This window comes from Fulvivirga ligni (genome assembly GCF_021389935.1).
Lineage (GTDB): Bacteria > Bacteroidota > Bacteroidia > Cytophagales > Cyclobacteriaceae > Fulvivirga > Fulvivirga ligni.
This window is the reverse complement of sequence record NZ_CP089979.1, coordinates 1,610,151-1,636,410: the sequence shown is the minus strand read 5'-3', so window position 1 is coordinate 1,636,410 and position 26,260 is coordinate 1,610,151. Positions and strand designations below refer to the sequence as shown.

Annotated in this window: 28 protein-coding genes; 15 read left to right on the top strand and 13 right to left on the bottom strand. The window is 38.8% G+C overall.

The features are described 5' to 3' along the window. The first annotated feature begins 16 nt into the window (after positions 1–16). The 11 genes from LVD16_RS07355 (at position 17) to LVD16_RS07305 (ending at position 10,645) form a co-directional block, all read left to right on the top strand. Complete coding sequence (locus LVD16_RS07355; protein ID WP_233773277.1) at positions 17–1,378, top strand: MATE family efflux transporter; 1,362 nt, start codon at positions 17–19, stop codon at positions 1,376–1,378. 59 nt (positions 1,379–1,437) lie between these two features. Beyond that, positions 1,438–2,055 (top strand): sigma-70 family RNA polymerase sigma factor, encoded by a 618-nt coding sequence (locus LVD16_RS07350; protein WP_233773276.1) that lies wholly within the window; start codon positions 1,438–1,440, stop codon positions 2,053–2,055. Positions 2,056–2,154: 99 nt separating this feature from the next. Beyond that, positions 2,155–2,928, top strand: coding sequence for an acyl-CoA desaturase (locus tag LVD16_RS07345; RefSeq protein WP_233773275.1), 774 nt, complete (start codon positions 2,155–2,157; stop codon positions 2,926–2,928). Positions 2,929–3,011: 83 nt separating this feature from the next. Beyond that, positions 3,012–3,302, top strand: coding sequence for a hypothetical protein (locus LVD16_RS07340; RefSeq protein WP_233773274.1), 291 nt, complete (start codon positions 3,012–3,014; stop codon positions 3,300–3,302). Between the two features lie 194 nt (positions 3,303–3,496). Further along, the gene (locus tag LVD16_RS07335; protein ID WP_233773273.1) at positions 3,497–4,090 is read left to right on the top strand and encodes an SET domain-containing protein; all 594 of its coding nucleotides are present in this window, start codon (positions 3,497–3,499) and stop codon (positions 4,088–4,090) included. 57 nt (positions 4,091–4,147) lie between these two features. After that, on the top strand, positions 4,148–4,702 hold the full coding sequence (locus LVD16_RS07330) for an acyl-CoA thioesterase (protein WP_233773272.1): 555 nt from the start codon (positions 4,148–4,150) through the stop codon (positions 4,700–4,702). A 78-nt stretch (positions 4,703–4,780) separates the two neighbouring features. After that, positions 4,781–5,515, top strand: coding sequence for a lysophospholipid acyltransferase family protein (locus LVD16_RS07325; protein ID WP_233773271.1), 735 nt, complete (start codon positions 4,781–4,783; stop codon positions 5,513–5,515). Then, positions 5,502–5,789, top strand: coding sequence for an Asp-tRNA(Asn)/Glu-tRNA(Gln) amidotransferase subunit GatC (gene gatC / locus LVD16_RS07320; protein ID WP_233773270.1), 288 nt, complete (start codon positions 5,502–5,504; stop codon positions 5,787–5,789). Before LVD16_RS07325 ends, gatC begins: the two co-directional genes overlap by 14 nt. Before the next feature lie 9 nt (positions 5,790–5,798). After that, entirely contained in the window at positions 5,799–8,816 is a 3,018-nt protein-coding gene (locus LVD16_RS07315; protein WP_233773269.1) for a tetratricopeptide repeat protein, read from the top strand. Between the two features lie 29 nt (positions 8,817–8,845). Next, positions 8,846–9,928 (top strand): glycine cleavage system aminomethyltransferase GcvT, encoded by a 1,083-nt coding sequence (gene gcvT / locus LVD16_RS07310; protein WP_233773268.1) that lies wholly within the window; start codon positions 8,846–8,848, stop codon positions 9,926–9,928. A 9-nt stretch (positions 9,929–9,937) separates the two neighbouring features. Continuing rightward, positions 9,938–10,645 (top strand): 2-phosphosulfolactate phosphatase, encoded by a 708-nt coding sequence (locus tag LVD16_RS07305; protein WP_233773267.1) that lies wholly within the window; start codon positions 9,938–9,940, stop codon positions 10,643–10,645. Here LVD16_RS07305 and LVD16_RS07300 read toward each other — a convergent pair whose 3' ends face one another. Genes LVD16_RS07300 through LVD16_RS07280 form a run of 5 tightly spaced genes read right to left on the bottom strand, consistent with a single transcriptional unit; the run spans position 10,646 to position 13,037 of the window. Beyond that, on the bottom strand, positions 10,646–10,972 hold the full coding sequence (locus LVD16_RS07300; RefSeq protein ID WP_233773266.1) for a nucleotide pyrophosphohydrolase: 327 nt from the start codon (positions 10,970–10,972) through the stop codon (positions 10,646–10,648). Beyond that, positions 10,969–11,421 carry a D-aminoacyl-tRNA deacylase gene (gene dtd / locus LVD16_RS07295; RefSeq protein WP_233773265.1) on the bottom strand — a complete coding sequence of 151 codons (453 nt, stop codon included), beginning with the start codon at positions 11,419–11,421 and terminating at the stop codon, positions 10,969–10,971. Before dtd ends, LVD16_RS07300 begins: the two co-directional genes overlap by 4 nt. Then, the gene (locus LVD16_RS07290; protein WP_233773264.1) at positions 11,421–12,086 is read right to left on the bottom strand and encodes an NAD-dependent epimerase/dehydratase family protein; all 666 of its coding nucleotides are present in this window, start codon (positions 12,084–12,086) and stop codon (positions 11,421–11,423) included. Before LVD16_RS07290 ends, dtd begins: the two co-directional genes overlap by 1 nt. A gap of 21 nt (positions 12,087–12,107) precedes the next feature. Next, positions 12,108–12,512 (bottom strand): YkvA family protein, encoded by a 405-nt coding sequence (locus tag LVD16_RS07285; RefSeq protein ID WP_233773263.1) that lies wholly within the window; start codon positions 12,510–12,512, stop codon positions 12,108–12,110. A gap of 3 nt (positions 12,513–12,515) precedes the next feature. Next, positions 12,516–13,037 carry a DUF7935 family protein gene (locus tag LVD16_RS07280; protein ID WP_233773262.1) on the bottom strand — a complete coding sequence of 174 codons (522 nt, stop codon included), beginning with the start codon at positions 13,035–13,037 and terminating at the stop codon, positions 12,516–12,518. Between the two features lie 163 nt (positions 13,038–13,200). Here LVD16_RS07280 and LVD16_RS07275 point away from each other — a divergent pair, with 163 nt between their 5' ends. Further along, the gene (locus tag LVD16_RS07275) at positions 13,201–13,521 is read left to right on the top strand and encodes a HesB/IscA family protein (RefSeq protein ID WP_233773261.1); all 321 of its coding nucleotides are present in this window, start codon (positions 13,201–13,203) and stop codon (positions 13,519–13,521) included. On the opposite strand, the gene folB is transcribed toward LVD16_RS07275, so the two are convergent. From folB to LVD16_RS07260, 3 genes are read right to left on the bottom strand one after another with little or no spacing between them, the layout of a single operon-like run. After that, entirely contained in the window at positions 13,518–13,877 is a 360-nt protein-coding gene (folB, locus tag LVD16_RS07270) for a dihydroneopterin aldolase (protein ID WP_233773260.1), read from the bottom strand. The genes LVD16_RS07275 and folB overlap by 4 nt on opposite strands. Next, entirely contained in the window at positions 13,877–14,881 is a 1,005-nt protein-coding gene (locus LVD16_RS07265) for a DivIVA domain-containing protein (protein WP_233773259.1), read from the bottom strand. The genes folB and LVD16_RS07265 overlap by 1 nt, the downstream gene beginning before the upstream one ends. Positions 14,882–14,908: 27 nt before the next feature. Further along, a complete protein-coding gene (locus tag LVD16_RS07260; protein WP_233773258.1) occupies positions 14,909–15,826 on the bottom strand; it encodes a WD40 repeat domain-containing protein in 918 nt (305 codons plus the stop codon). 58 nt (positions 15,827–15,884) lie between these two features. Here LVD16_RS07260 and LVD16_RS07255 point away from each other — a divergent pair, with 58 nt between their 5' ends. Together LVD16_RS07255 and LVD16_RS07250 are read left to right on the top strand one after the other, a co-directional pair. Then, on the top strand, positions 15,885–16,520 hold the full coding sequence (locus LVD16_RS07255) for a 4'-phosphopantetheinyl transferase family protein (protein ID WP_233773257.1): 636 nt from the start codon (positions 15,885–15,887) through the stop codon (positions 16,518–16,520). 4 nt (positions 16,521–16,524) lie between these two features. Beyond that, positions 16,525–17,091, top strand: a complete 567-nt coding sequence (locus LVD16_RS07250) for a redoxin domain-containing protein (protein ID WP_233773256.1) — start codon at positions 16,525–16,527, stop codon at positions 17,089–17,091. Position 17,092: 1 nt separating this feature from the next. On the opposite strand, the gene LVD16_RS07245 is transcribed toward LVD16_RS07250, so the two are convergent. The 4 genes from LVD16_RS07245 to LVD16_RS07230 form a co-directional block, all read right to left on the bottom strand. Then, positions 17,093–17,953 carry a transglutaminase-like domain-containing protein gene (locus tag LVD16_RS07245; protein WP_233773255.1) on the bottom strand — a complete coding sequence of 287 codons (861 nt, stop codon included), beginning with the start codon at positions 17,951–17,953 and terminating at the stop codon, positions 17,093–17,095. Positions 17,954–17,961: 8 nt separating this feature from the next. Beyond that, complete coding sequence (locus LVD16_RS07240; RefSeq protein WP_233773254.1) at positions 17,962–19,584, bottom strand: acyl-CoA carboxylase subunit beta; 1,623 nt, start codon at positions 19,582–19,584, stop codon at positions 17,962–17,964. Between the two features lie 167 nt (positions 19,585–19,751). Beyond that, complete coding sequence (locus LVD16_RS07235) at positions 19,752–20,705, bottom strand: MlaD family protein (protein WP_233773253.1); 954 nt, start codon at positions 20,703–20,705, stop codon at positions 19,752–19,754. Between the two features lie 3 nt (positions 20,706–20,708). Next, positions 20,709–21,554, bottom strand: a complete 846-nt coding sequence (locus LVD16_RS07230; RefSeq protein ID WP_233773252.1) for an N-acetylmuramoyl-L-alanine amidase family protein — start codon at positions 21,552–21,554, stop codon at positions 20,709–20,711. Between the two features lie 52 nt (positions 21,555–21,606). Here LVD16_RS07230 and LVD16_RS07225 point away from each other — a divergent pair, with 52 nt between their 5' ends. Then, positions 21,607–24,300 carry a putative LPS assembly protein LptD gene (locus LVD16_RS07225; RefSeq protein ID WP_233773251.1) on the top strand — a complete coding sequence of 898 codons (2,694 nt, stop codon included), beginning with the start codon at positions 21,607–21,609 and terminating at the stop codon, positions 24,298–24,300. 77 nt (positions 24,301–24,377) lie between these two features. On the opposite strand, the gene lysS is transcribed toward LVD16_RS07225, so the two are convergent. Beyond that, a complete protein-coding gene (gene lysS, locus LVD16_RS07220; RefSeq protein ID WP_233773250.1) occupies positions 24,378–26,111 on the bottom strand; it encodes a lysine--tRNA ligase in 1,734 nt (577 codons plus the stop codon). Positions 26,112–26,260 lie beyond the last annotated feature (149 nt).

Here is a 26,260-nt window from a genome sequence, read left to right as displayed (position 1 = left end):
TTACTGCCCCTAACTCATGAAAAAAAAGCTATTTATAGGTCATTTAAAGAAGAATTTCCTTCTTGCCTACCCGGTTATGCTTAGCCAGCTCGGCCATATGATGGTAAACGTAGCTGATAGTATGATGGTGGGCAGGCTCGGCGCTCTACCTTTAGCAGGAGCCTCATTGGCCATGGTAGTTTTTAATCTTCTATTGATGTTTGGGATTGGTGTTTCCTATGCCATCACTCCACTAGTAGCTGCCGCGGATGGAGAAAAAGACACTGAGAAATCCAGCTCATATCTTAAACATGCTCTGGTTATAAATGTCATTACCGGCATAATTCTATTTATTGGGGTAAAATTGGGCAGTTCGGTACTTTACCACATCAATCAACCCCCTGAAGTGGTAAAAATTTCCATTCCTTATTTGAATATCATCATGCTGTCTTTAATACCTCTGATGGTATTTCAAACATTCAGACAGTTTGCCGAAGGGCTATCTTTCACCAAGCAAGCCATGATTGTGGTGATAGGGTCTAACCTGGCCAATGTAGGCTTAAATTATTTATTCATTTATGGCTCAGACAGTCTGAACATACCTATGATGGGGCTGAATGGCGCCGGCTGGGCCTCTTTTATAGCCAGGGTAATATTGGCTTTATGGATGGTACTATATATTTACAAAGGAAGGGCTTTTCAAGCCTATAGATCAGGATTTAGCCTGGGTGACTACAGTAGGAAGATTTTCAAAAAACTACTCTCCATTGGTCTCCCTGCTGGTTTTCAATTTGTGTTTGAAGTAGGCGCATTTGGCTTTGCCGTAATTATGATCGGTTGGATAGGCACCAAGCAGCTTGCCGCACACCAAATTGCGATAAACCTGGCCGCAGTAAGTTATATGATGGTTTCCGGGCTATCTGCAGCTGCTACTATTAGAGTAGGTAATCAGCTGGGAAAAAAGAACATTGGTACCTTAAAAATCGCTGCTTCTACGCTATTTATCATGGCCGTCATGTTTATGTCTGCCACAGCGCTTACATTTATCATAGGCAGGTATTGGCTACCCACATTGTACATCAACGATGCTGAAGTAATTGAGCTCGCCTCCTCATTACTTATAATCGCGGGATTATTCCAAATATCTGACGGCATACAAGTAGTATCTCTTGGTGCCCTGAGGGGTCTGGAAGACGTAAAAACACCTACAATTCTTACATTTATTGCCTACTGGGTTTTAGCTCTTCCTATCGGATATTATCTGGCATTTCACATGGACATGGGAGCTCAGGGGGTGTGGTATGGGCTGTTAATCGGGCTTTCCTTGGTAGCAAGTATAATGATCACAAGATTTTATATACTTACACGAAAACTATCCGCCCGACAAAACCTCAAATAATGCTTTAAAGCAGTACATATATTGTTTTTTGCTGAAATTAAGGTGTATCTTTGAGGTTCATGAACAAAAGCCAGACGATAGCACTGTATCAGCCTGTATTGCAGCAGATTGCCTACAAAATGGTAGGGTCACTTGCTGATGCAGAAGATATTGTGCAGGACACCTTCCTAAAATGGCTTACCATCAACACAGAAAAGATAGAAAATACCAAGGCTTATCTTATAAGAGCAGTCACCAATAATTGTTTGAATCATCTTGAAACCTTAAAAAGAAAGAAAGATGAATGCCTTCAAAACATTAAGCCTGCCGAACTGATAGACTGGTATAAGGAAAAGGAGTTTTTCAACTTTGATATGGAAAACGAAATTTCTGCTGCCCTGGATGTTATTCATAAAAAGCTGGAGCCAGTGGAAAAAGGCATTTATTTACTTCGTGAGTTTTTCAACTTTGAATACGAAGAGCTTCAGATTATTTTCGATAAAAAGAAAGACAACTGCCGCCAGCTATTTAGCAGGGCGAAGGACAAACTCTCACAAGAAACTAGTAAGATAAAAATAGACCTACCGCAGACCAATTTACTGGAAAGCTTTAAAAAGGCCTGCCATTTTGGGTCACCTGCAGATCTTATAAAAAACGTGAAGCAGGAAATCATGGACAAGCTAGAAAGTAATTTTTAAAAAAATTTCATCTTTTTTGTCACAAACTGAAAAAAGTGCTGTCTATAGGTAAAAGGGCTTTTACATCACCCTTTGTACGCATACTAAACAAAATAATCGATGGAAGTAATACTGATATTTTTTGTAGCGCATTGGTACTTGTCGCTATTTTTCCAAACCTTTTTCCTGCATAGATACGCCTCTCATAAGTCTTTTACTATGAGCAAAGGCTGGGAGAAAGTATTCTTCGTACTTACCTGGTTCTTCCAGGGATCTAACTATTTGAGCCCTTACGGTTATGGTATTATGCACCGCATGCACCATGCCTATGCAGATACACCTAATGACCCACACTCTCCTAAATACGATGAGAGCATTTGGAAAATGATGTGGAAAACAAAAACTATTTACTCTGACATTACCAGCAAAAAGGTAACAGTAGATTCAAGATTCACTAAAGATGTGCCGGAGTGGCCTGCATTTGACAAGTTTGCCAGATCATGGTTCTCTAGATTAATTTGGGCCGGTGTTTATATTACAGTATACGCTGTGTTCGCCACACACTGGTGGTTATGGTTATTATTACCTATCCAGTTTTTACTTTCTCCTATTCACGGAGCAATAATTAACTGGTTTGCTCATAAGTATGGTTACACTAACTATAAAGTTGGGGATACATCCAAAAACTTCCTACCATTTGATTTTCTTATGATGGGAGAAAGCTATCATAACAATCACCACAAGCATGGCAACAGAGCTAACTTCGGTGGGGTAAGATGGCACGAAATTGACCCTACTTACATTGCCATTAAGATTTTTGACAAAGTAGGTATTGTTAAAATAGTGAAGCCTAAAGAAATAGAATTATCAGAAGCCAATAAGGTAGCAGCCTAAGGCTTTAGTAAAATATATCTCTTGTAGAGGGTGATGATATTTAATATATTGTCACCCTTATTTTTTGTACAAACCTTAAAGAGATGTTAGAGATTATTGCCATCATTTTTCTATGTAAAACGAATATTGCGATTGTTAAGAAAAAGGGATTAAAACCTTTGCTATTCATTTTAATCACTATCATTCTGTGGGTGGGACTGGAACTAGCAGGAGCAGTGATTAGCGATATCCTGTTCGACGATGTACTTATAAATTATGTATGTGCTTTGGCTGGTGCCTGCTTGGGCGGCTTCATTTCTTATCTAATAGCAAAAAATGCAGGAAGAAAAGGCAAAAGTTTTGAAAGCGAAGCCTTAGATGCTAACCTTGGCTAAAGATTTCCAAACTGTAATCAGCACAAATAATCGTTAGTATATATCTGAGAATAAGCACATTGCAATGAAAATTTAACACCGCTGCACCCACGGCAAAACATTACTTTGAATTCCCCCGAAAAAATAATGGCAACTACCTGATACAACTAATTATATATTGTACTTATCTTATAGTCTATGACCTAATAAGATAAATGATTCACCCTAACACAAGACTTCAATACATCAGCAAGGAACTGGGGTATGGAGTAATTGCCACTAGTTTTATACCTGCCGGCACTATCACCTGGGCACTAGACAAACTGGATCAAGAATTCACCCCAATGCAGCTCGATGCTTTGGACGATATCTACAAAGATATTTTAGACACCTACAGTTACAGAAACAACAAAGGCAACTATGTACTGTGCTGGGATAATGGCCGCTTTGTAAATCATAGCTTTAACTCTAACTGCTTTACCACACCCTATGATTTTGAAATCGCCATTAGAGACATTCACCCCGGAGAGCAACTCACTGATGATTACGGCTATCTGAATATCAGTGAGCCTTTTAGAGGCATCCCCGAGGGCACGAAAAGAAAAGTAGTTTACCCAGACGACCTCTTAAAGTATTCTAAAATCTGGGATAAAAAGTTAACCCCTTCATTTATGAAAATCCTGAAGCATCAGCAGCCATTGAGGCCTTTGATTGATGATTTGAGATGGAATAAAATTGAAGCTATTATAGCCGGTGAAGAAAGCATGGACTCTCTGATCACCTGCTATTATCATGCAGCCAGCGCTTAAAAGAAAGAGAAGATCAATTTTTTAGGGTCAATTTAAATTAAATACTATCTTAAAGGCATGCAACCTGGAAGAAAAGTAAGTTATTCTAAGACCACTATCACTGAGCTCATGATACCGGCATATGCCAACTTTGGGGGTAAAATTCACGGTGGTATTTTATTATCACTGATAGACAAAGTGGCATATGCCTGTGCTTCTAAACACGCAGGCAACTATTGCGTAACGGTATCTGTAGATAATGTTGAGTTTCTACAACCTGTAGACGTGGGAGATTTGGTATCATTAAAAGCCTCTGTTAACTATGTGGGAAACACCTCATTAGTTATAGGCATAAAGGTGATAGCTGAAAATGTGAAGCTCGGCAGCGTAAAACATACCAATACTTCTTACGTGACCATGGTAGCTAAAGATGATCACGACAAACCTACCTCAGTGCCTCCTCTCATTCTTGAGAATAAAGTAGAAGTGAGGCGATTCTTTGAGGCCATGAAGCGAAAAGAGCTAAAGTTTTCTTTTAATCAAAAAATGGATGAGACCAAGGCAGCTCTAGATCTTGATAAGGCCCTTCTACTAATTAAAGATCAAAAATGCATAATTCAGTTCGACTCATAAATCATGGTGATAATATAATTCATATTTGAATGATAACATTTATATTCGCCTCATAGCCTTAACCATAAAATTTTATATATGAAGCTCATACGCGGTATCCATGCTGCTTATGCTATTTTAGCTTTCGCGTTACTCTTTGCTCTTTTCTTCCCTCTGCTTATGATTCCGGTATTATTCCCTAGTCAGCACCAATGGGTAGGCAGAGCTAATCGCTGGTGGGCCGCTTCTTTTTTGACCTTGATATTCATCCCTTTCAAAAACGAAGTGAGATTCAAAAGAGAGAAAGGAAAGCGCTATGTTTTCTGCCCTAACCATGCTTCCTATCTGGATATTCCTGCCATGGGCCTAAATCCTTTCAACAGCATTTTTGTGGGCAAAAATGACATGGAGAAGATTCCTCTTTTCGGATTTATGTATAAAAGGCTTCACATAACGGTAGACCGCAACAGCTTAAAAAGTCGTTATTCTACTTTTGTAAAAGGAGGAGAAGCTATTGATCAGGGCAAGAATCTGGTTATATTTCCTGAAGGTGGCATTCTTACTAAAGAACCACCCTCAATGACCCGCTTTAAAGACGGTGCTTTCAGGATAGCCATAGATAAACAAATTGATATTATTCCTGTAACAATTCCCTTTAATTGGATAATTTTGCCAGAGCACACCTTGTTGCCCTGGCGTCATTTAATGAAGATCATTTATCATGAGCCAATTAGCACTGAAGGGTTAACTATTGATGACCTGCCCATGCTAAAACAAAAGACTTATGATATAATTAGTGCTGAATTAAATAAACAACTACATGAATATAGATAGAGACCTTCTGAATAAAATAGCCCATTTGGCCAGGTTGGAGTTTGACGAGGACACCGCCGAGGAAATGATGGCTGATATGACGAAGATCCTTACTTGGGTAGAAAAACTCAATGAGTTGGATACTGATGACGTAAAACCTCTCACTACCATGTCTCATGAAATAAACGTTTTAAGAGAAGATGAGGTAAAACCACATCTAAGCCATGAAAAAGCGCTTGAAAACGCCCCTAAAAAGGACTCTGACTATTTCAGAGTACCTAAAGTTCTAGAGTAAATTACTATTATGCAATCCAGGCTTTTTTGGAAAGAATGGCCAAAACCGCAGCAGGCAGTATACCTTCTGCTTTTACTGATGGCAGCAGGCACATTAGTTTGGTTTGGCTACAACTATTTTATTGGTACAGAAGGAATTATTGGCTGGGACACCATGGCCAAGACTGAACGTATCAGCACCCTCATAGACTCTTTTAAACTAGGGCCTTTTACCCTGAACACCACCGATGATAACATTCTGTTTTTTCAGAATTTCACTGGTTCAGAGGCTCTATATTCTCCCACGTCTTATTATTTACTGTTTGCCATTACCATTATTGGGATGGTTATTTTCATTACAGTAGTATCTGACTTACCAAGTTTCTGGTTTTTCGTGGGTCTTACTGTATTCCTCGGCCTTTTGGTCAATTTTAAATTTGAAGTGCTGCTACTCTTCGGGAGTTCTCAAAAGTGGGGACTAATAGGCACCATTCTTATATATTTTTCAGCGGCCTATTTCTTTAATAAAATTAACGATAGCTTCTCGTTTCTAACACGATTAGCCACCTTCACTCTTATCACTTTAGTGCTCGGAGCGATTATTTACTATACAGCTGAAGTGAACACTCCGTTCCTTTACATGTCTGTTTATGGCATAATCAACCCGCTGTTAGTGTCACTGGTTTTCATCATCATGGTCTCGCATGAGATCATTGCTAGTTTTGTTTATCTACTTACCAGATCAAACAGTGCCAGCTCCAAAAACTCATTAACTCATTTCTACCTGATCAGTTCTATTTACCTGATCAACGTGTTATTGCTCTATTTGCATGACAGAGGTATTATTGATTGGAACATTGTCTATATCAATACCTATTTACTACTAGCGGTTTCTGCCATCATAGGCATTTGGGGATTCCAGAGAAGAGCTGCTCAATTTGCCAATATTTTAGGGGCTTCAGTAAATGGAGCTTTGATTTTCATCATCATGTTTGTGGTATGCTTTGCCACTATAGCACATTTCACGGCTACTTTTAATGATCCCGCATTATATGTTATCGAAGATGTTATCATATATGCTCATTTGGGATTTGGCGTGATTTTCCTGGTTTACATCACCAGCAATTTTATAGAGCCACTAGGCAAAAATATGCAAGTGTACAAAGTGCTTTACAAGCCTAGCAATATGCCGTATTTCACTTATTGCTTTGCGGGCCTTATTGCCTGTGCTGCATTAGTATTCACAGCAGGATGGAGCATCTATGTGCATAAAGGCTACTCAGCATATTATAACAGCATAGCTGACATGCACTACATTAATGGTGAATTTCCACTGGCTGACACCTACTACAAGCAAGGAGCTTTTTATGGTTATCAGAATCATAAATCTCACTATATGCTAGCCAACCTGGCCGAAAAGAGAGGAGATGATATTAATGCGGCTATCAACTACAAAACAGCAATAGCTAAAAACCCTTCACCTCAGGCATACGCCAACTTAAGCAATCTGTATCTTACTCAAGGCAACTTCTTTGATGCTCTATTCACTTTGAATGAAGGTAATGCTAAACTTCCTAACAATCCCAGACTAGAGAACAACCTCGGTATAGTTTACGCTAAAACCAACATTGTAGACACTGCATCTTTCTATATTGAAAAAGCCACCAACTACGAGATCACTGCCAAGACGGCGCAAAGCAACCTGGTAGCATTGTTGGCTAAAAACAAATTAGATATAGATCTTGACTCTATTTTTAGTGATTGGGATAGTAAGGGAGATCTTATTGCTATGAATAATGAATTGGCACTTTACAATCAGAACAGAGATCATTTCTCATCTGACTACTGGCCGAAAGACTCAAGCCTTTCATTTTTAGAAGCTTCCGTTTTATACAACCAGAGTTTCAATCAGCTTTTTGCTACTGACTCCCTTAGCAGCAAACCTATTTTAAGCTTAGCCAGTCGACCAGAAAATGCTGAGGCTTATGAGATGCTTTCTTTCGGACTTAGCATCAATTGGTACAAGCAAAACAATATCACTCAGGCTTTTAGAAAACTTAACTGGTTGGCTAACAACAGTCCTATCCAGGGAGGTAAATTCTTTAATACTTTGGGCTTATGGGCTCTGGAGCAAGGAGCATCAGAAACGGCTATTGATCATTTCTCCTGGGCTTCAGAAAGGTTCTTCAAAGATGCTCCATTCAACAAAGCTATTGCTTTAACAGAAGCCAGCCACATTCCGCAAGCTATGGAAGAATGGGTTAAATTATCTTCTACCGGACCAGAAGGCACTCGTGAGATAGCCAAAATGATGTTAGAGATACTCAATCCACAGCAGAGTTTTTCTGATTTACCGGACAATAAAAAGTATTTATTCCTCAGGTATCAGCTTAGTTATAAAGACACTACTCTCTTTAAAGGTCTGATTGACAATATTACAGATGCCAACTACAAAGGTCAGGCTATTTTAGATATGTCTAACAAGCTCTGGAAGAAGGACTTAAATGAAGCTGCCATTGATATCTATGCTTCTGTTGCCGGCTTACAAATCACTGACAAGACTCTATTTGACAAGATACAATGGTTTGAGCTCAACATGCTGGCTGCACAAGGCAACGTTCGCGGATTGGCCACCAAGATTAACCAAGGCATTGAATTTGACAAGGAGCACGCAATAGAAAAGCATTATTTCAGTGGGTTAGTAAGTGAAGCCAGTGGAGATACCACCAAGGCTGCTGAAAACTACAAACTGATTGCCTATATGAATCCATTTAAAGAAGAGGCAACTATTGCGGCAGCAAACTTCTTAAATGTAAGTGATAAGTTTGAAGCTTATAATATTTTGATCAATGCTATTGAGATCAATCCTAGATCAGTAAAGCTTTTAAAAGCATATATTTTGCAGTGCGCGCGTGTTCAGCTAGACAATTATGCTCAGCTAAGCATGGAAGATTTAAAGCCTCTCATCTCTGATAAGGCTTTTCAAAACTTTGTAAATGATTATAACCAGCTGGTAAAACAGGTGGCAGAAGAGGAAGCAAATTTTTAACCCTGGCCTAAGGCCTTAAATTAAAATCCATGGAATTAAAAAAAGTACAGCTTAACGATATACACGAAAAGCTAGGAGCCAAAATGGTTCCATTTGCAGGTTATAACATGCCTGTAAGATACACGAAAGACATAGAGGAGCATGTGAAGGTGAGAACAGGTGCGGGTATTTTTGATGTATCGCACATGGGTGAATTTATGCTTAAAGGACCAAAGGCATTAGACCTGATCCAGAGCGTGACCAGCAATGATGCTTCAAAGCTTACTATTGGTCAGGCTCAGTATTCTTGCCTGCCCAATGAAGACGGCGGTATTGTAGATGACCTTCTGGTTTACAAAATGGCTGAGGAAGAGTATATGCTTGTAGTGAATGCCTCTAATATAGAAAAAGACTGGAATTGGATTTCTAAATTCAATACTGAAGGTGTGGATATGACTAACATATCTGATGACATGTCTCTATTCGCAGTGCAAGGACCAAAGGCTGTTCAAGTGCTTCAAAAACTAACTACAACTGATCTTTCAGCTATCAAATTTTATCACTTCACAGTAGGTATGTTCGGTGGTGTAACTGACGTAATCATGTCGGCTACCGGTTATACAGGTGCAGGTGGATTTGAGATTTACGTGAAAAATTCTGACGCAGAAAAAATATGGAACGAAATCCTTAAAGCTGGAGAGCCAGAAGGCATTCAGCCTATCGGATTAGGTGCCAGAGATACTTTAAGAATGGAAATGGGATATTGCCTTTATGGAAATGACATAGATGACACTACCTCTCCTCTTGAGGCTGGTCTGGGTTGGATCACCAAGTTCACTAAAGACTTCACTAACTCTGAAGCTTTGAAAGCACAAAAAGAAGAAGGTGTAACTAAAAAGCTTGTAGGCTTTAAAATGGAAGACAAAGGTATTCCTAGAAAAGACTACGAAATCCATGATAGTGAAGGTAAGGTAATTGGAAAAGTAACTTCAGGCACCATGTCTCCAACGCTAGGTCAGGGAATTGGTCTAGGTTATGTGGAGAAAGAATTTGCTACAAGCGGGTCAGAGATTTTCATATCAGTACGAAATAAGGCTTTAAAGGCCGTTGTAAACAAATTACCTCTGATCTAAGAGTCATATATGAAAAAAATAGATGTCTGTTTAAGCCCTGAGCTTATACACTTATTTGATCTAAAAGGTAAAGTGGTGGTGATCGTAGATATTCTGCGCGCCACCTCTTGCATGACTACCGGCATAGCACACGGGGTAAAGGCCATCCGTCCTTTTGCGGATAGAGATGCCTGCATTAAAATGCGTGAGCAAGGATATTTCATTGCCGGAGAAAGAAATGGCATTAAGGTAGAAGGCTTTGATTTGGGCAATTCTCCTTTCGACTATATGGCGGAGAATGTTAAAAACCAGAAAGTGGCCGTTACCACCACCAATGGCACCGTAGCCATAGAAAAATCTGCCGAAGCGGCTGAAATCATCATTGGATCTTTCTTAAACATATCAGCTGTGGCTGACTACCTAAAAAAGCAGGACAAAGACGCTCTGATCTTCTGTGCTGGCTGGAAAGGTAAAGTGAATATGGAAGATTCATTATTCGCAGGAGCCTTGGTAAAAAGGCTGAAAGGCGAGTTCGTAAATGAATGCGATGCACCGCTTTTCGCACACACAGCCTTCGAATACTCTGAAGCTCAGTTGCTTGATGTTATCAAAGGCTCTTCTCATGCTAAAAGATTGAATAACCTCAACATACATGAGGACATTGAGTTTTGCATGAAAATGGATGAATATGATGTAGTGCCAGTAATTAGAGATGGCGAAATCTGCCTGAGCGCTTAATTACTTCAACTTCTCATTATTCTTATGTCTATCTTTATCGCGGATAGATTTCTTTTCAAGGTTCTTTTTAAAAGCCTCGGTAAGATCTATCCCGGTTTGGTTAGCCAGGCAGATGAGCACCCATAGCACATCAGCCATTTCATCGCCAAGGTCCTTATTCTTATCAGATTCCTTTTCGGATTGTTCGCCATATCTTCTGGCCATAATACGAGCAACCTCCCCTACTTCCTCTGTGAGAATGGCAGTGTTGGTCAGTTCATTAAAGTACCTCACACCAGTGGTGTTAATCCATTCATCTACGATCTTCTGAGCTTCTTCCAGGGTCATTTCTTATCCTTTGTATCAATAATAATAGTTACAGGGCCATCATTAACCAGAGAAACCTTCATATCCGCTCCAAACTCACCAGTCTGTACTGATTTACCCAGGTCCGCCTCCACTTGCTTTATGAACTGTTCATAAAGTGGAATGGCCACGTCCGGCTTGGCGGCCTTTATATATGATGGCCTATTTCCTTTCTTAGTACTGGCATGAAGCGTAAATTGACTAATCAGCAATATATCTCCCTCAACATCCTGCACACTTTTATTCATTACACCTTCGTCATCATTAAAAATGCGCATGTTAGTTATCTTCCGACTTAACCACTCTATATCCTCCTGATTGTCAGCCTCCTCTATACCCAAAAGTATGGTAAGTCCTAAGCCTATTTCTCCCTTTACCTCTCCTTCTATCTTCACCGATGACTCGGTAACACGCTGAATTACTGCAACCATTAAACTATGTTTTCTATTTCTATTGATTCATGGACATGTAGCCCCAATAAGTTCTTTTTTGCTGAAGCATACATAGCCTCGGCTACCTTTTTAGCTTCAATTCCTTTATACTTCTTTAATGGCCCTACAAAGGCAAATTCAAACACCTTAAAAAGTATTATAGCAATTTTTTCTGTCGCTCTTTTTTCTTCCCTATCACCCAACAATAAAGAGGGCCTAAATATATGTAAAGCTTTGAACTTGATTAGCTTCAAAGCATCTTCCACTTCACCTTTCACCTGGCTGTAAAATATCTTCGAAGAACTTTTAGCGCCCATGGCAGAGACAATCAGAAACTGAACGTCCTTTTTTGCAGGAAGCATCTCAGCTACTTTTAGAGGGTATTCATAGTCAATCTTTCGAAACTGCTCCTTGCTTCCCGCTTTTTTAATGGTGGTGCCCAGGCAGCAATAAACATCATCAAACTCCAGACCTTGAACCCTTTCTTCTACATTTTCAAAATCGGCCAGGATAGTTATCAGTTTGGGTGAGTCATTAAGAATAGGCTTACGGCTCACCGCATATACCTTATCATAATATTCATCTGAAAGTAAGGCTTGCAACAAATGATGGCCAATAAGGCCAGTGCTACCAAAAACCAGGGCTGACTTTGGGATATTGTTCATGCCTGGTAAAACAGCATTTTGCTAGGCAATGTTATTCTGAGTATCCTCCCAGGCTAAAAAAGCATCCACTTCTTCCTGCAGCTGTTTGTACACCCAAAGCATAATTCCAAAATCATCTACAAGACCAGTAATAGGAATAAAATCAGGCATTAAATCGATGGGCATCACAAAATAGACCAGCGCCGCTATAGCTAGAAGAATATTCTTCCTCTGAACATCTCTGTAGCTGCCATTAATATAAGCCCGTACCATCCTTACAATAGTAAGGGCTCTTTGTAAAGGCTGACTTTCATTGTTTTTAGATAAATAAGTTTGAATCTTCTCCACAGAGTTACTCAATAAATCATTGAGCTTACCTCTATTTTGAATCATTTCAGCAGCCATGCGCTGTGCCTTCTTAAAAAACTTATTTCCTTCTGCAGCCATTTTTTAAAACGCTTGTCTTATCTCATTCTTCAAAGTAAGCAAAGTAACTTGAATCTTATCATCTGGCAGATGAGCTGCTTTTTCAAACAGATGTCTGGCAAGATCCAGGTTAGTAGCCTCGGGCTTCATTTCGGCAACAGACTCATTGATTAGAGTAATAAGTTCTTCCTTGGCACTTTTCACCATTTCCCAAACCTCGTTGCTCATGTAAAGCTGCTGAGACACGTTATGATTGTACTCCTCGCGAATTTCATTGATCATAATATGCTGAAACTCACGGGCTGTGTATTGACCATTATTCAAACGTGGAATAAGGTTATTTAAAGTGATTCTCTCAAGAAATAGACATACCCTTTCGTAGGCATGCAACCTGTTGGGAAGCACTGTCTCTATACTTTTGCCTCTCACTTCAAGGCTTTGTTTTGCGATTTCTTTATCTAAAAAAGACTTCACCACCAGATACATAGCATATAAAACTATAGCAGCCGGTATCAGTAGTTTAGCGAATTCAATAACTAATTCCATAAGTTTTTATAGTTCAGTCTCTAAATTAATTAATTCAATGAGTTTACAACGAAATTATTTTAAAACTGAGATAATTGCCTCCGAATTATTTAAAAATAAGCTATTCAGAAATTAATTTTTTCTTTTCTAAGTTTACAGTAGGATAAACAAAACACAGATAATCATGGATGGATTAGTGCCTGTAACCCTTACGGCTAAAGCGGTAGAAGAAGTGAAGAATATTATGGATAACAAGAATATCCCTGAAGGTTATTCTCTTCGCATTGGCATTAAAGGAGCCGGTGGCTGCGCTGGATTCACCTACATGCTTGGGTTTGACCAAAAGAAAGATACAGACCTGGAATATCTACAAGATGGTGTAACTGTACTTGTGCAAAAAAGAGAGACCATGTATCTGCTCGGCCTTGAAGTAGACTTCTATGAAGGCGCAGATGCCAGAGGATTTACTTTCGTAAAAGCAGGTGAAGAGCTCCCTAAAATCTAGTCTCGGCTAGCCTTAATAGTTACTACCGCCTCACGGCAATCGCCTCCGAAGGGAGGGTTAAATTTGGACAAGGAAACCTTTACTTTCTTCACAGCTGCAATCTCAGACATTACTCTATCTGAAATTCTTTTCACCACATGTTCAAGTAGTTTAGAGGAGATTTCCATTTCCTCCTTAATAATCCTGTAAAGGTGCTCGTAGTCAACCGTACCTTCAAGATCGTCATGTTCTGATGCCTGCTTGAAGATGGTTTTTACTGAAATATTTACTTCGAATTGATTTCCCTTCTGACGCTCCTCATCATAGTAGCCGTGGTATGCTTTAAACCTCAGCCCCTTCAGTTGAATTTTCCCCATTACTCAATGTCATCAAAGAAAGATGTACTCTTATTATCTTTAACTTTATTATTCTTTACTGGTGGCTCTATGGTAGCAGGCTCTTCTTCAGGCTCCTCTTTTTTGATTTCAAAAACCACTTCCTTCTCCACAATTTCCACTTTTTCAACTACCTCTTCTTCCTCAGCTTCTTCAATTTCCTCAAATGACTCCTCTTCTACTTCTGCTGATGCTATTGCTTGCTCCTCTTCCTGAGTTTCCTCCTGAATTTCCATAGTAGCAATCTCTTCCTCTTCTACTTTAGGTTCTTCGGGTACTTCTTCCTTTGGCGCTTGTACCTCCTCCTGAGGTTTGTGTTTTATTTCTACCCTAGGTTCAATTTTTGGGGCTATTACTTCCAGCTTAATCTCATCTAAAGTTTCCTTTTCAAACTTAAGGGCACTTTTGGCAGCTTTATCAACAGACTCTCTTTTAATACGAAGCATCTCTTCTTCTATATTAAACTTCTTTTTCTGAGCCTTTACTCGCTCTACTTTTTCTAATGACTCAGTAGCAAATGTTTTTATATCTGAAAGAAGATCATCCTTGGCATTTTCTAGTGTTCGGTACATATGAGCCAATGATTTCACCTCAGACTCCATGTCATCAATAGTGGTTCTGGACTTTATCTCGGCCTCCTCCATTATGTCCTTCGCTCTGGTTTTGGCGTCATTCAAAATAGCCTCTGCTTTCATCTGAGTTTCTCTCAGGTGTAGCTCAGCTGTTTTAGTAGCCTGGTCTATCATATTGGCTCCGGTATCTTCCGCTGTTTTAAGCGTTTTGAATAAAGAGTTCTCTACTTCTCTAAGCTTCTCCACTTCTTTTTCAGAAGACTCTAACTTTATCTTAAGTTCTTTATTCTCATCTACCAGTTTTTCCCATTCCTGAGACATAGTGACCAAAAACGCATTCACCTCATCTTTATCCAGCCCCCTAAAGGCTTTCTCAAATGTTTTTTGTCTTATCTCTAACGGTGTAATTTTCATAGCACAAAATTGTAGTTAAACCAACTATTAATTATTAAACTGAATATCCCATACTGATATTGCCCTGTCGTCTCCTGCACTTACCAAAAGATTATTATGATTAGACCATAGTAACTTATTCACGGAAGTACCATGCCCTGCATGTCTGGCTTTATCTATTACCTTCAACAATTTAAAAGTATGAGTGTCCCAAACTTTTATGGATTTATCCATGCTACAAGTTACAAAATGTTTACCATCCGGGCTAAAATCCAGGTGGTTAATGGCATACATATGGGCCACTATATCTTCTAACAATAAATATCCTGCTTTGATATCCCAAATTTTCAAATGAGCATCTCTTCCCGCACTCATTAAAAGCTGATTGTCAGGCGAGTACTTCAAAGTGAAAATAGAATTATCATGACCAGACAGCTCGTACTTCAAACTGAAGTCTTCCAGAGAGTAAACCCTGATTTTATGATCGCTAAAACCAACGGCCATTTCATTCAGGTCTTCACTTACAGCAATGCAGCGTGCGCTATAATCACTGGAATGAATTTTATAAACTATCCGCAGCTCATCGATATTGATTATAGTTACGGTGCCCTTCTTATCAGCCACAATCAAATGATCCTTATAAGAATCAATATCAAAAATGGCTTCGTCTGTTAGCTTTAATGATCCTGTTTCCTTCTTATTTTCCCAGTCTATTAAATGAATCCCATCATAATTATGACCCACTGCCAGCAAATTTCTGGTAGGCATATAATGTAAGGCGTAGATAGAATTTGGAAGTTGGGCTATGAGCTTACCATTCTCTGATTCGGCCAGGTTCCAATACACTACCATTCCATCGCCAGCACCAGAAAAGAAAATATGATCATACTGGGTTCTCTCCAGGGTATAAACACAATCATTATGTCCGGTAAAGGTTTTGAGTTTGGAAACGTTAACTTTGCCCATGAAATAATGATTATTTTTAAATTTTAAGCAAAGAAGCAAGTTTCCAGTCAGTTATCAAATGCCACTCTACAAAATCGAAAAAATAAATAATAGCAGATTCCTGGGCCTTTGGCACATACAAGAATCTTACAACTATTTGTTTGAAGCACTTAAAAGCAAAACCGATGAATACAGCTTGCTCAACACCTTTAGGCACGAGCATAAGAAGATGGAATGGCTGGCAGGAAGACTTACTTTAATGGCCATGTGCGAGCAGCTGAACCTGCCGTATCATGGTGTAATTAAAAATGAACATGGCAAGCCATTTCTTAAAAATAGCAGTGTTGAAATCTCTCTTTCACATTCATATCCTTATGTTTCCATATTACTGGATTTAAAGGAAGATGTGGGCATTGATCTGGAGCAGAAAAAGGAGAAACTAATGAGGGTACAGCATAAATTCTTAGATGAAAAGGAAGTAGAAGATGCTGATAATAGCATTGAAAAATTGGGGGTTTATTGGTGCGCCAAAGAAGCCTTGTACAAAATTTACAGCTCAAAGAACCTATCTTTTAAAGACCATATTCGGGTAGAACCCTTTACACTTGAACTTATCGGAACAGTTTTTGGCAAAATAATTGTCAATGGTATTACCAAAAGCTATAAACTGGAATATAGAGTTGAAGAAAACTATATCTTAGCTTTCAATATTTAAAGTCATGAAAAAGTTAATTGTTCTAATATTGGCATTATGTTCATTTCAAGCTTTCAGCCAGGAGGTGAGCAACTTTACGTTAAAGAATGTTACTGATGGTAGCAATACTTCATTAACAGATTATAAAAGCAGCAAGGGTGTGGTGGTAATTTTCACTAGCAATGTATGCCCTTACTCTGTTTACTATGAAGGCAGAATTACTCAGCTTATAGCTGAATACGAGTCTAAAGGCCTATCATTTATATTGATCAACTCTCATGTAGAAGATAAAGAATCAGCCACAGAAATGGCGAACAAGATTTCTACCTGGGGACTAAAAGTACCCTATTTGGCTGATAAAGATCAAAGTGTGATGAATGCATTTCATGCTTCAAAGAGCCCTGAAGTATTCTTACTTAAGAATAATGGTGGATATTTCTCTGTTTTCTACCAAGGAGCGATTGACAATAATCCTCAAGTAGCTACTGATGTAAAAGATCAATACCTGAAAGCAAATATCGATAATTTACTTTCAGGTAAAGCTGCCACCAAAGGTGGTAGACCTATTGGCTGTATGGTAAAAAGGGGATAATTTATATTCCCAAATGACCGTGATCACCCAAGCTCTCAAGCAGAGTTTTGATCTCTTCAGATTTAGCGTGATCCCCGATTTTATCAAAGCTCACTACCAAATTTCTTAAAGATCTCAATACGATTTCACGATTATCACAAGGCTCATAAAAAGAGTCTTGTGGATTTATCCTTAGTTCGTGGATGTAGTTATCAATATCATCTTTGGAAAAGATCAGGCCTCTATTGAAAGCATTGATATAAAACTGGTCCACCCCATCTATCTCACTTTTATAAGTTAAAATGAAAAGATTTGGCAGGTTAACACCATACACCGGCATTTTTAATTTCCTGGCTACCAGCATGTAAAGTACACAAAGAGATATAGGATTTCCTTTTCTTGATTCCAGCACAATGTTTATCATAGAATTACTGGGCGAATGAAAGTTCTTAGTATTAGCTCCGAATTTGAGCTTATTAAACAATACACTATTCAACAACTTCACCTGATCATATGGATGCACATCGGACTTGAATTCCAACCAGGCATCATAATAGATCTGTTCAAAATCCTGCCTCAACTTAGTTAACTCCAGATCGGGATATTGGTAAGTAGCTACTAGCCACATGCCTTCAAGCAAGTCTCCATCATCCTGAGCAAACCATTTTTGCAGCCTTTCCTGAAGTAAATCATATTGTAAAGTGTGAATAAGGTCTTCAATGCGAGATTGCACAGAAGGATTAAGATTGCTTTCCCACTCATTTTCAAGCATAGGAATCATGCTCCCCCCCAGTGAGATAATCTTTTGTTCCACATGTGCTATAATTTCAGCATCTTCATCATCTAAAAGTGATACTAAGGCCTTTATCTCTTCTTGTTTCATTCAGTAACTTATGTTTGTATTACGCCAACATTAAACTTTTCTACAGGAGCATGATTGGCTGCGTCAATACCAGTAGATATAACCCTTCTGGTCTCTCTAGGATCGATGATACCATCTACCCACAATCTGGAAGCCGCATAGTACGGGCTTAGCTCCTCATTATATTTATCTGTAATTTCTTTCAGTAACGTTTCTTCTTCTTCAGGAGTAATTTCTTTACCCTGAGCTTTCAATGTAGCTACTTTGATCTGCAATAGCGTCTTCGCTGCCGAGGCGCCACTCATCACCGCTATCTGGGATGTAGGCCAGGCATAAATAAGACGAGGATCATAGGCTTTGCCACACATGGCGTAGTTACCTGCTCCATATGAGTTACCCATTACTATGGTGAACTTAGGCACTGTAGAGTTAGCCATGGCATTTACCATTTTAGCTCCGTCTTTAATAATGCCACCATGCTCTGCTTTACTGCCTACCATGAAACCACTAACGTCTTGCAGAAATACCAAAGGTATCTTTCGCTGATTACAGTTCATAATAAATCGTGCCGCTTTATCGGCTGAATCAGAATAGATTACACCCCCCATCTGCATCTCACCTTGCTTACTTTTTACCACCTTTCTCTGGTTAGCCACAATGCCTACTGCCCAGCCATCAATTCTGGCATAAGCACAAACAATGGTTTTACCATACAAACCCTTATACTCATCATATTCACCACCGTCAACCAGATGTTTTATCACATCCTTCACATCATAAGGAGTAGTTCTGTCTTTCGGCACCGTACCCAGTATATCTTCAGGCTTTTCTGGCTCCACCGCTTCTACTCTGCTAAAACCAGCCTTTTCATCGTCTCCAATTTTATCAAAAATTGATTTGATATAATCCAGGCAAGCTTCATCATTATCAAATTTATTATCAGTAACGCCAGAGATTTCGCAATGAGTGGTAGCACCTCCAAGTGCTTCATTATCAATACTTTCGCCTATAGCTGCCTTTACCAGATATGAGCCTGCCAAGAATATTGATCCGGTTTTATCTACTATCATAGCCTCATCTGACATGATAGGCAAATAAGCTCCACCAGCTACACAGCTACCCATTATGGCCGCTATCTGCACTATGCCCATAGCAGACATTTTCGCATTATTTCTAAACTGACGACCGAAGTGTTCCTTGTCTGGAAATATCTCGTTTTGCATAGGAAGAAACACTCCTGCACTGTCTACCAAATAAATGATAGGAAGTCTGTTTTCCATGGCCACTTCCTGGGCTCGCATATTTTTCTTAGCAGTAATAGGAAACCAGGCACCAGCTTTTACAGTGGCATCGTTAGCCACTATCACACAGGTTCTGCCTTGTACCATACCTATTACCGTGACCACACCCCCTGAAGGGCAGCCACCTACCTCCGCGTACATATCATTTCCTGCCAGCAAACCTATTTCTAAAGGCTCACTCCCTTCATCTACCAGGTAGCTGATTCTCTCCCTGGCCGTAAGTTTTCCCTTCTCATGCTGCTTGGCAATCTTCTTCTCACCTCCACCCAGCTTAGTCTTCTCTTCCTTCTTCTCGAGCTGGTAGATAAGCTGCTTTAAATGATCTTCGTTTTTATTAAATTCTATATTCATAAGGATAAATAAACTGACACACCAATGCTAAAAAACAGCCTATGAGGAAGCTGAATGCACTTAGTGTACATCATTAATTATAATAGTTAGCGTTTGTATAAAATAACGCAAAAACTATCAGAAAACCATCGGGATTGTGTGTAGAAAGACAGGAATAGAAAAGGCTGCTAATCTTCAGCAGCCTCTCTTCTATTTTTTTCAATTTTTGACTTTTTCCTACCAAAAGGAGATAGGAAGTCTTTTGGTTGTGTATCCAAGTGGATGATGAGCGCATCCAGACTTCGAACCGTATTATTAAGATTATTATAAAGCGAGTCTTCATTAATAAGCTTACCTAGGGTGCCATCATTCTGAGTGAATTGCTTTACAGCTTCATTGAGGTTGCCTACGGCTTCGTTTGCCTTTCTTACCGTCTCATTCAGCTCGAGCCTTTTTAATGAATCACTAAATTGTGTCAGATTAGATAGCATAGGCTCTGCTTGCGCCAGCGTAGAGTTCAGCTGACTTCCTACCTCATCAAATGTTTCATTGATAGAGCCTAGCCTTTGTTTTACTTCTACTATAGTAGCATTTAAAACAACCGGAGTTCTTTCAAAACCGTCCATCATTCTATTTATTTTCTGACTGTTTCCATTCAAGTTATCTAAAATAGAGTTTATTTTTTTTATGGTAGCTTCCAGATTATTGGCTACGGGCTGAGCACTTTCTGCAAGAATGTCAGCAATACCTTTATCAAGTATAGCAATTAATGTATCTCCAGGCATTAATGGCTTGTCTACATTTCCTGTGCTCAACAAAATAGATTTATTACCCAGAAAATCACTATTCAGCTTAGCAATAGCAGAGTCTCCTAAAGTAATATCTCCATCAATATCCATCTCTACCAGTACCTGATCATTATAATTCTGAAGCAGCTTTATACTGCTTACACGACCTACCACAAAACCATTAATGAAAATGGGGTTAGAGGGTGTTAATCCATCCACATTATCATAAACAGCGTAGTATTTAGAATTAGACGAGAAAAAATCAACTCCTTTAAGGTAATTAAAACCTAAATAAAGAATGGCGATAGAGAACATCATAAATACGCCAACCTTTAACTCTTTGGATATCTTCACTTATTATTTGTTTAAAGATTCAATTTCATTTTTATAATCTCTGAAAGCTCTAAAAATTCCAGAGGCTATATTTCCTTGAACGGAAGCATCATTCAGTTGTTTTTCTTCAGTGGTGTTAGACAAGTATCCGATTTCTACCAATACACTCGGCATAGCCGTACTCCACAACACATATAAACTTGACTGTTTTACTCCTAAACTGTTTCTACCCGCTCTCTGTTTAAATTGATTTTCAATTTGTGTTGCCAAGTAAATACTTTTTTCTTGAAAAGCAGACTGCGTAAGAGAAAAAAGAATGTATGACTCTGGTGACTTAGGATCGAAGCCGTATGTTTTTTCGTAATCCTCCTCAAGCATAATTACCGAGTTTTCCCTTTTGGCTACCTCCAGGTTTCGACCAGTATTTTGAGCTCCCATTACATAAGTTTCAGTGCCTCTGATTCTGCTTTTTCGATCAGCGCTTACGTTATCTGGCAATGAGTTAGCGTGAATAGAAATGAAAACATCAGCTTTATTTTTATTAGCTATTTCTGCTCTTCCTTTTAGTGGCACAAAAGTATCATCATCTCTGGTGTAGATCACCTTTACATCTGGCAAATACTCTTCTATGTAGCCACCAACCTTCAAAGCCACGGCTAAAACCAGGTCTTTTTCCTTAGTGCTACTACCATGAGTACCTGGATCATGACCACCATGTCCGGCATCAATAACTACTGTTCTTACTTTAAAATCTGTTCTTCTTATCGGTGTAGATGAAGTTAGCAAGGTTATTGCTAACAGAAGAAAAACTATGGCAATATTCTTCACAATCTTTCGCTTCTTAAAAGTTATTCCAATAACTTTGCACAAAATTGTAATTTTTTCTCTAAAACCGAAAAATACGCTACGCAAATTGGAATTCTTGTCTTCTGCCAAGTACACACTACTTTTAGTCTTTTTTGGTTTATTCATTTCTATATGTCATGCTCAAACTCCTGAAAAAAATTTAAATGCACCTACGGAGACTTTGGGTAAAAAATCAATAAATGCTGACACTACCGTTAACAGCGATAGTACAGTATTGGTTGCGGATTCTTTAAAAAATGAGACTCCAAAAGGTGATATCCAGACCACAATCAATTATTCTGCCAGAGATTCTATCAATTTTTCCATCAGCACAAAAATAGTAAAGCTTTATGGTGATGCGAAAATTGATTATGGAAACATCAAACTAGAGGCCGATGAAATTGAAATTGATTACAACAAACAAACGCTAACTGCACACGGTAAGCTTGACTCGTTAGGTAGAAAAGTTGGCTATCCTATCTTTCAAAATGGTGCCGAAACTTACGAGACCAAAGACATTATTTATAACTTTAAAACTGGTAACGCGAAAATCACTGAAGTAGTCACCCAGCAGGGCGAAGGATATCTACACGGAAAAACTGTATTTAAAAACTCTGAGAATGAGCTTTTTAGTATTGACAACACTTATACTACATGTGACCTGGCCCACCCGCATTACCGAATCAGAGCCAGAAAAACTAAAGCCATTCCTGATGACAAGATAGTTGCCGGGCCATTTAATCTGGAAATAAATGACGTACCAACACCCTTGGGTTTTATATTCGGGATGTTCCCGGCTAAAAATGAAGCTTCTTCAGGTATTATCATCCCTTCTTATGGTGAAGAAAGAGTACGTGGTTTCTACCTCAGAGGTGGCGGGTACTTTTTCGATATAAGTGATTATGTGAAAGTCGCCCTTAGAGGCGATGTTTATTCTAAAGGAGGACATGGAGTTCATTTAAACACTGTATACAAAAAGAGATATGCCTATAATGGTAATATCAACTTCGATTACACTAAACTCAGACTTTCATCCAATATAGAAGATCAAGATACTCGAAATGACTACCGACTATCCATTAGCCATACACCTCAGTCTAAAGGCAATAGCCGTTTTTCTGCTTCAGTAAACGCTGCAACTTCGTCATACAACTCAAATAACTATTTAGGATTTAGCACTGATGATGGCCAGAACGGAATCAACAACTTTACCAGAAAGCTAAGCTCCAACGTATCTTACTCAAAAACTTTTCAGGGCACTCCCTTCTCTCTGGGTTTGAGTATGAGACACAACCAAGACGTTTCTACCAGAGAGGTGGATTTACTTTTACCCTCTTTGTCATTTAACATGACCAATGTTTATCCATTTAAAAGTAAAAATGGAGCTTCAGACAGCTGGGTGGAAAAACTTAACGTAAGATACTCGCTAACCGGAACCAACAACATCACTAACAATTTAGGCCGAATTGGCTCTAATCCTGCACAGGATAGTATTGCTCCATTTACCTTTGATAATCTGGGTTTGTTCTTCGAAAATTCAAGAAAAGGGCTTCAGCATAAGATTCCTTTAAGTACTTCTTTTAAACTTTTAAAGTACTTCACTGCTTCACCATCATTCAACTATTCCGAAAACTGGTATTTCGACAAACTACAATGGGAGCTGGATGATGACGGCACAACAGCTCAAATCGCAGACACTATTCCAGGATTCAACAGAGTATATGAGTACAGCTTCAGCACCAGCTTTAGTACCCGACTGTATGGTTTCTTTAATTTGAAACAAGGTAAGATAAAGATAAGGCACGTAATGAACCCAACCATGTCACTTTCCTATCGGCCAGATTTTGGGGATCCTAAATACGATTATTGGCAACAGCTTACTACCGAAGAAGGAGATGTACAGTTAAAATCTAGATATCAGGGATATGTTTATTCAGCACCCTCCTATGGCGAAAGTGGGTCCATCAGTTTTGGCTTAAACAACTCCCTGGAAATGAAAAACGAAGCCAAGGCAGACTCGACCAACAAGGCCGAGAAGATTCCCATACTCAATAGCTTTGGATTTAACACCTCATATAACTTCGTAGCAGACTCTTTTAAACTTTCGAATATTACATTCAGAGCTAACACCTCAGTTTTCAAAAAGAAAGTTAACGTTAACCTATCAGGTACGGTAAACCCGTATTTATATAGAATTGATAATATCTCTGAAAACTCTAGAGGTGAGCAGGTTATCACGCAAACCAGAATAGATCAATATGCCTGGAATAACGGCCAGGGATTAGGGCAGCTGAGTAATGCTAACATTGCCCTGAGCACCAATTTAAACCCCAAAGGCCAGAAGAGCGATGAAGAAACGCGAGACAGAATTAACAATTCAGACCTCAACCAAACAGACAAGGATTATTTGCTGAACAACCCGGACTCTTATGTAGATTTTACTATCCCCTGGAGTTTAAGGCTTAACTATAGTTTTAACTATTCAAAAGTAGGTTTTAAGGAAGCCAACATCACTCAGACGCTCCGTATGTCTGGTGACTTTTCACTATCTGAAAAATGGAAAATAACCTTTAATACTGGTTATGACTTTGTGAAAAAAGCAGTCTCTGCCACTACTTTTGGAATTTCAAGAGACCTACACTGCTGGGAGATGAACTTAAACTGGACTCCATTTGGAGTTTACACTAACTACAACTTCACCATAAGAGTAAAATCAGCTCTACTTCAAGACCTTAAACTGAACAGAACAAGAAGTTTCTACGACAACTAATGTTCAGTTTTCTATAAAATCAAAAAAGGCTACCTCATTGAGATAGCCTTTTGGTTTATAAGTTTTGCCAAGAAGGATTACCCTTCAATCCATGCTGTAACTTCTTCTAATGTTGGGTTTTTCACGTCATTAAGTTTCATCTTCTTACGTGTACCACATACATCATTAAATAACTTATTGGCATTTGCTTCCTTCACCTGCTTCACTGTAAGCAAGCCAAGCTTTTGAATAATTGGCACTAGATCTTCTCTAATTCCTATTTTCGCATAGTCTTCTACTGTAGCATAAGCCACTTTCTTCTCTGGCTTCATTTGAGGGAAGAAAAGCACATCCTGGATAGAGTTAGAATTGGTCATGATCATTGACAATCTATCAATTCCTACTCCCAGACCAGCTGTTGGAGGCATACCATATTCTAAAGCACGAAGGAAATCTTCGTCTAAAGTCATAGCCTCGTCATCGCCTCTTTTACCTAACTCCAGCTGCTCTTCAAATCTTTCTCTCTGATCGATAGGATCGTTAAGCTCTGAGAATGCATTACAGATTTCTTTTCCGTTGGCAATGGCTTCAAATCTTTCTACTAATCCCTCTTTTTCACGGTGTTTCTTAGCCAAAGGAGACATCTCTACCGGGTAATCAGTGATGAAGGTTGGCTGTATAAGCTGTCCTTCGCACTTCTCACCAAAGATTTCATCTATAAGCTTACCTTTGCCCATTGTTTCATCGATAGGTACATTAAGCTCTTTTGCTGTTTTTATCAGCTCCTCCTCATTCATTTCAGAGATATCAATACCTGTAAAATGTTCAATAGCTTCAAACATGGTAAATCTCTTCCATGGTCTCTGGAAGTCAATAACATTTTCACCTACTTGCACTTTGGTAGTTCCATGAAGATCAAGCGCCACTTTTTCTATCATTTCTTCTACCAGATCCATCATCCAATAGTAATCTTTGTAGGCCACATAAAGCTCAACTTGTGTAAATTCAGGATTATGGAAACGAGACATTCCCTCATTTCTAAAATCTTTAGAGAACTCATACACGCCATCAAAACCACCTACAATAAGCCTTTTTAGGTAAAGCTCATTGGCAATCCTTAAATACAATGTCATATCTAAGGTATTATGATGCGTTTTAAATGGTCTGGCAGCCGCACCTCCGTATAATGGCTGAAGAATAGGCGTTTCTACTTCTAAATAACCTTTGTCATTCAGATAATTTCTCATGCTATTTACCAGCTGCGTTCTTTTAATGAAAGCATCTTTTACATGAGAGTTAACCACTAAATCCACATATCTCTGGCGGTATCTTAATTCAGGAGATGAGAAAGCATCATGCTTTACGATGTTTCCTTCTTCATCCTTTGTTTCCTTTACTGCTGGTAGCGGTTTTAAAGATTTAGAAAGAACCGTTAGTTCTGTAACGTGAACAGAAAGCTCACCGGTCTGAGTTGTAAACACGTATCCTTTAACTCCTATAAAATCACCTCTATCCAGAAGTTTTTTGAATACCGTATTATATAATGTTTTATCGTCTCCAGGACAGATATCATCCCTTCTTACATATATCTGAAGCTTTCCTTTAGAGTCCTGAATCTCAGCGAACGAAGCTGAGCCCATTACCCTTTTACTCATTAATCTTCCAGCAAGCGAAATATTCTTATAATCTAACTTTTGTTTCTCGTAGTTATCCTTAATCTCCTTAGTTGACACATTAACTTCAAATAATTCTGAAGGGTAAGGATTGATCCCTAACTTTTCTAATTCTTCCTTAGCTTCTCTTCTTACGAGCTCTTGTTCGCTTAACTGCATAATTCTTTAAATTCAATTTCAACACTGAAACCGCAAAGATAGATGAAAGTTTGAAATTAAAGTAGCAAAAAGGAGAGGATACCAAAGGCCTTCATTTATTTAAAAATTCAATATTTAATTTAACTATTGAAAGTTTAGATGTAAATATT

What these genes read in the sequence shown, in the direction of transcription:
- LVD16_RS07355 (WP_233773277.1), top strand. Translation starts at nt 17, where the DNA reads ATGAAAAAAAAGCTATTTATAGGTCATTTAAAGAAGAATTTCCTTCTT.
- LVD16_RS07350 (WP_233773276.1), top strand. Translation starts at nt 1,438, where the DNA reads ATGAACAAAAGCCAGACGATAGCACTGTATCAGCCTGTATTGCAGCAG.
- LVD16_RS07345 (WP_233773275.1), top strand. Translation starts at nt 2,155, where the DNA reads ATGGAAGTAATACTGATATTTTTTGTAGCGCATTGGTACTTGTCGCTA.
- LVD16_RS07340 (WP_233773274.1), top strand. Translation starts at nt 3,012, where the DNA reads ATGTTAGAGATTATTGCCATCATTTTTCTATGTAAAACGAATATTGCG.
- LVD16_RS07335 (WP_233773273.1), top strand. Translation starts at nt 3,497, where the DNA reads ATGATTCACCCTAACACAAGACTTCAATACATCAGCAAGGAACTGGGG.
- LVD16_RS07330 (WP_233773272.1), top strand. Translation starts at nt 4,148, where the DNA reads ATGCAACCTGGAAGAAAAGTAAGTTATTCTAAGACCACTATCACTGAG.
- LVD16_RS07325 (WP_233773271.1), top strand. Translation starts at nt 4,781, where the DNA reads ATGAAGCTCATACGCGGTATCCATGCTGCTTATGCTATTTTAGCTTTC.
- gatC (WP_233773270.1), top strand. Translation starts at nt 5,502, where the DNA reads ATGAATATAGATAGAGACCTTCTGAATAAAATAGCCCATTTGGCCAGG.
- LVD16_RS07315 (WP_233773269.1), top strand. Translation starts at nt 5,799, where the DNA reads ATGCAATCCAGGCTTTTTTGGAAAGAATGGCCAAAACCGCAGCAGGCA.
- gcvT (WP_233773268.1), top strand. Translation starts at nt 8,846, where the DNA reads ATGGAATTAAAAAAAGTACAGCTTAACGATATACACGAAAAGCTAGGA.
- LVD16_RS07305 (WP_233773267.1), top strand. Translation starts at nt 9,938, where the DNA reads ATGAAAAAAATAGATGTCTGTTTAAGCCCTGAGCTTATACACTTATTT.
- LVD16_RS07300 (WP_233773266.1), bottom strand. Translation starts at nt 10,972, where the DNA reads ATGACCCTGGAAGAAGCTCAGAAGATCGTAGATGAATGGATTAACACC.
- dtd (WP_233773265.1), bottom strand. Translation starts at nt 11,421, where the DNA reads ATGGTTGCAGTAATTCAGCGTGTTACCGAGTCATCGGTGAAGATAGAA.
- LVD16_RS07290 (WP_233773264.1), bottom strand. Translation starts at nt 12,086, where the DNA reads ATGAACAATATCCCAAAGTCAGCCCTGGTTTTTGGTAGCACTGGCCTT.
- LVD16_RS07285 (WP_233773263.1), bottom strand. Translation starts at nt 12,512, where the DNA reads ATGGCTGCAGAAGGAAATAAGTTTTTTAAGAAGGCACAGCGCATGGCT.
- LVD16_RS07280 (WP_233773262.1), bottom strand. Translation starts at nt 13,037, where the DNA reads ATGGAATTAGTTATTGAATTCGCTAAACTACTGATACCGGCTGCTATA.
- LVD16_RS07275 (WP_233773261.1), top strand. Translation starts at nt 13,201, where the DNA reads ATGGATGGATTAGTGCCTGTAACCCTTACGGCTAAAGCGGTAGAAGAA.
- folB (WP_233773260.1), bottom strand. Translation starts at nt 13,877, where the DNA reads ATGGGGAAAATTCAACTGAAGGGGCTGAGGTTTAAAGCATACCACGGC.
- LVD16_RS07265 (WP_233773259.1), bottom strand. Translation starts at nt 14,881, where the DNA reads ATGAAAATTACACCGTTAGAGATAAGACAAAAAACATTTGAGAAAGCC.
- LVD16_RS07260 (WP_233773258.1), bottom strand. Translation starts at nt 15,826, where the DNA reads ATGGGCAAAGTTAACGTTTCCAAACTCAAAACCTTTACCGGACATAAT.
- LVD16_RS07255 (WP_233773257.1), top strand. Translation starts at nt 15,885, where the DNA reads ATGCCACTCTACAAAATCGAAAAAATAAATAATAGCAGATTCCTGGGC.
- LVD16_RS07250 (WP_233773256.1), top strand. Translation starts at nt 16,525, where the DNA reads ATGAAAAAGTTAATTGTTCTAATATTGGCATTATGTTCATTTCAAGCT.
- LVD16_RS07245 (WP_233773255.1), bottom strand. Translation starts at nt 17,953, where the DNA reads ATGAAACAAGAAGAGATAAAGGCCTTAGTATCACTTTTAGATGATGAA.
- LVD16_RS07240 (WP_233773254.1), bottom strand. Translation starts at nt 19,584, where the DNA reads ATGAATATAGAATTTAATAAAAACGAAGATCATTTAAAGCAGCTTATC.
- lysS (WP_233773250.1), bottom strand. Translation starts at nt 26,111, where the DNA reads ATGCAGTTAAGCGAACAAGAGCTCGTAAGAAGAGAAGCTAAGGAAGAA.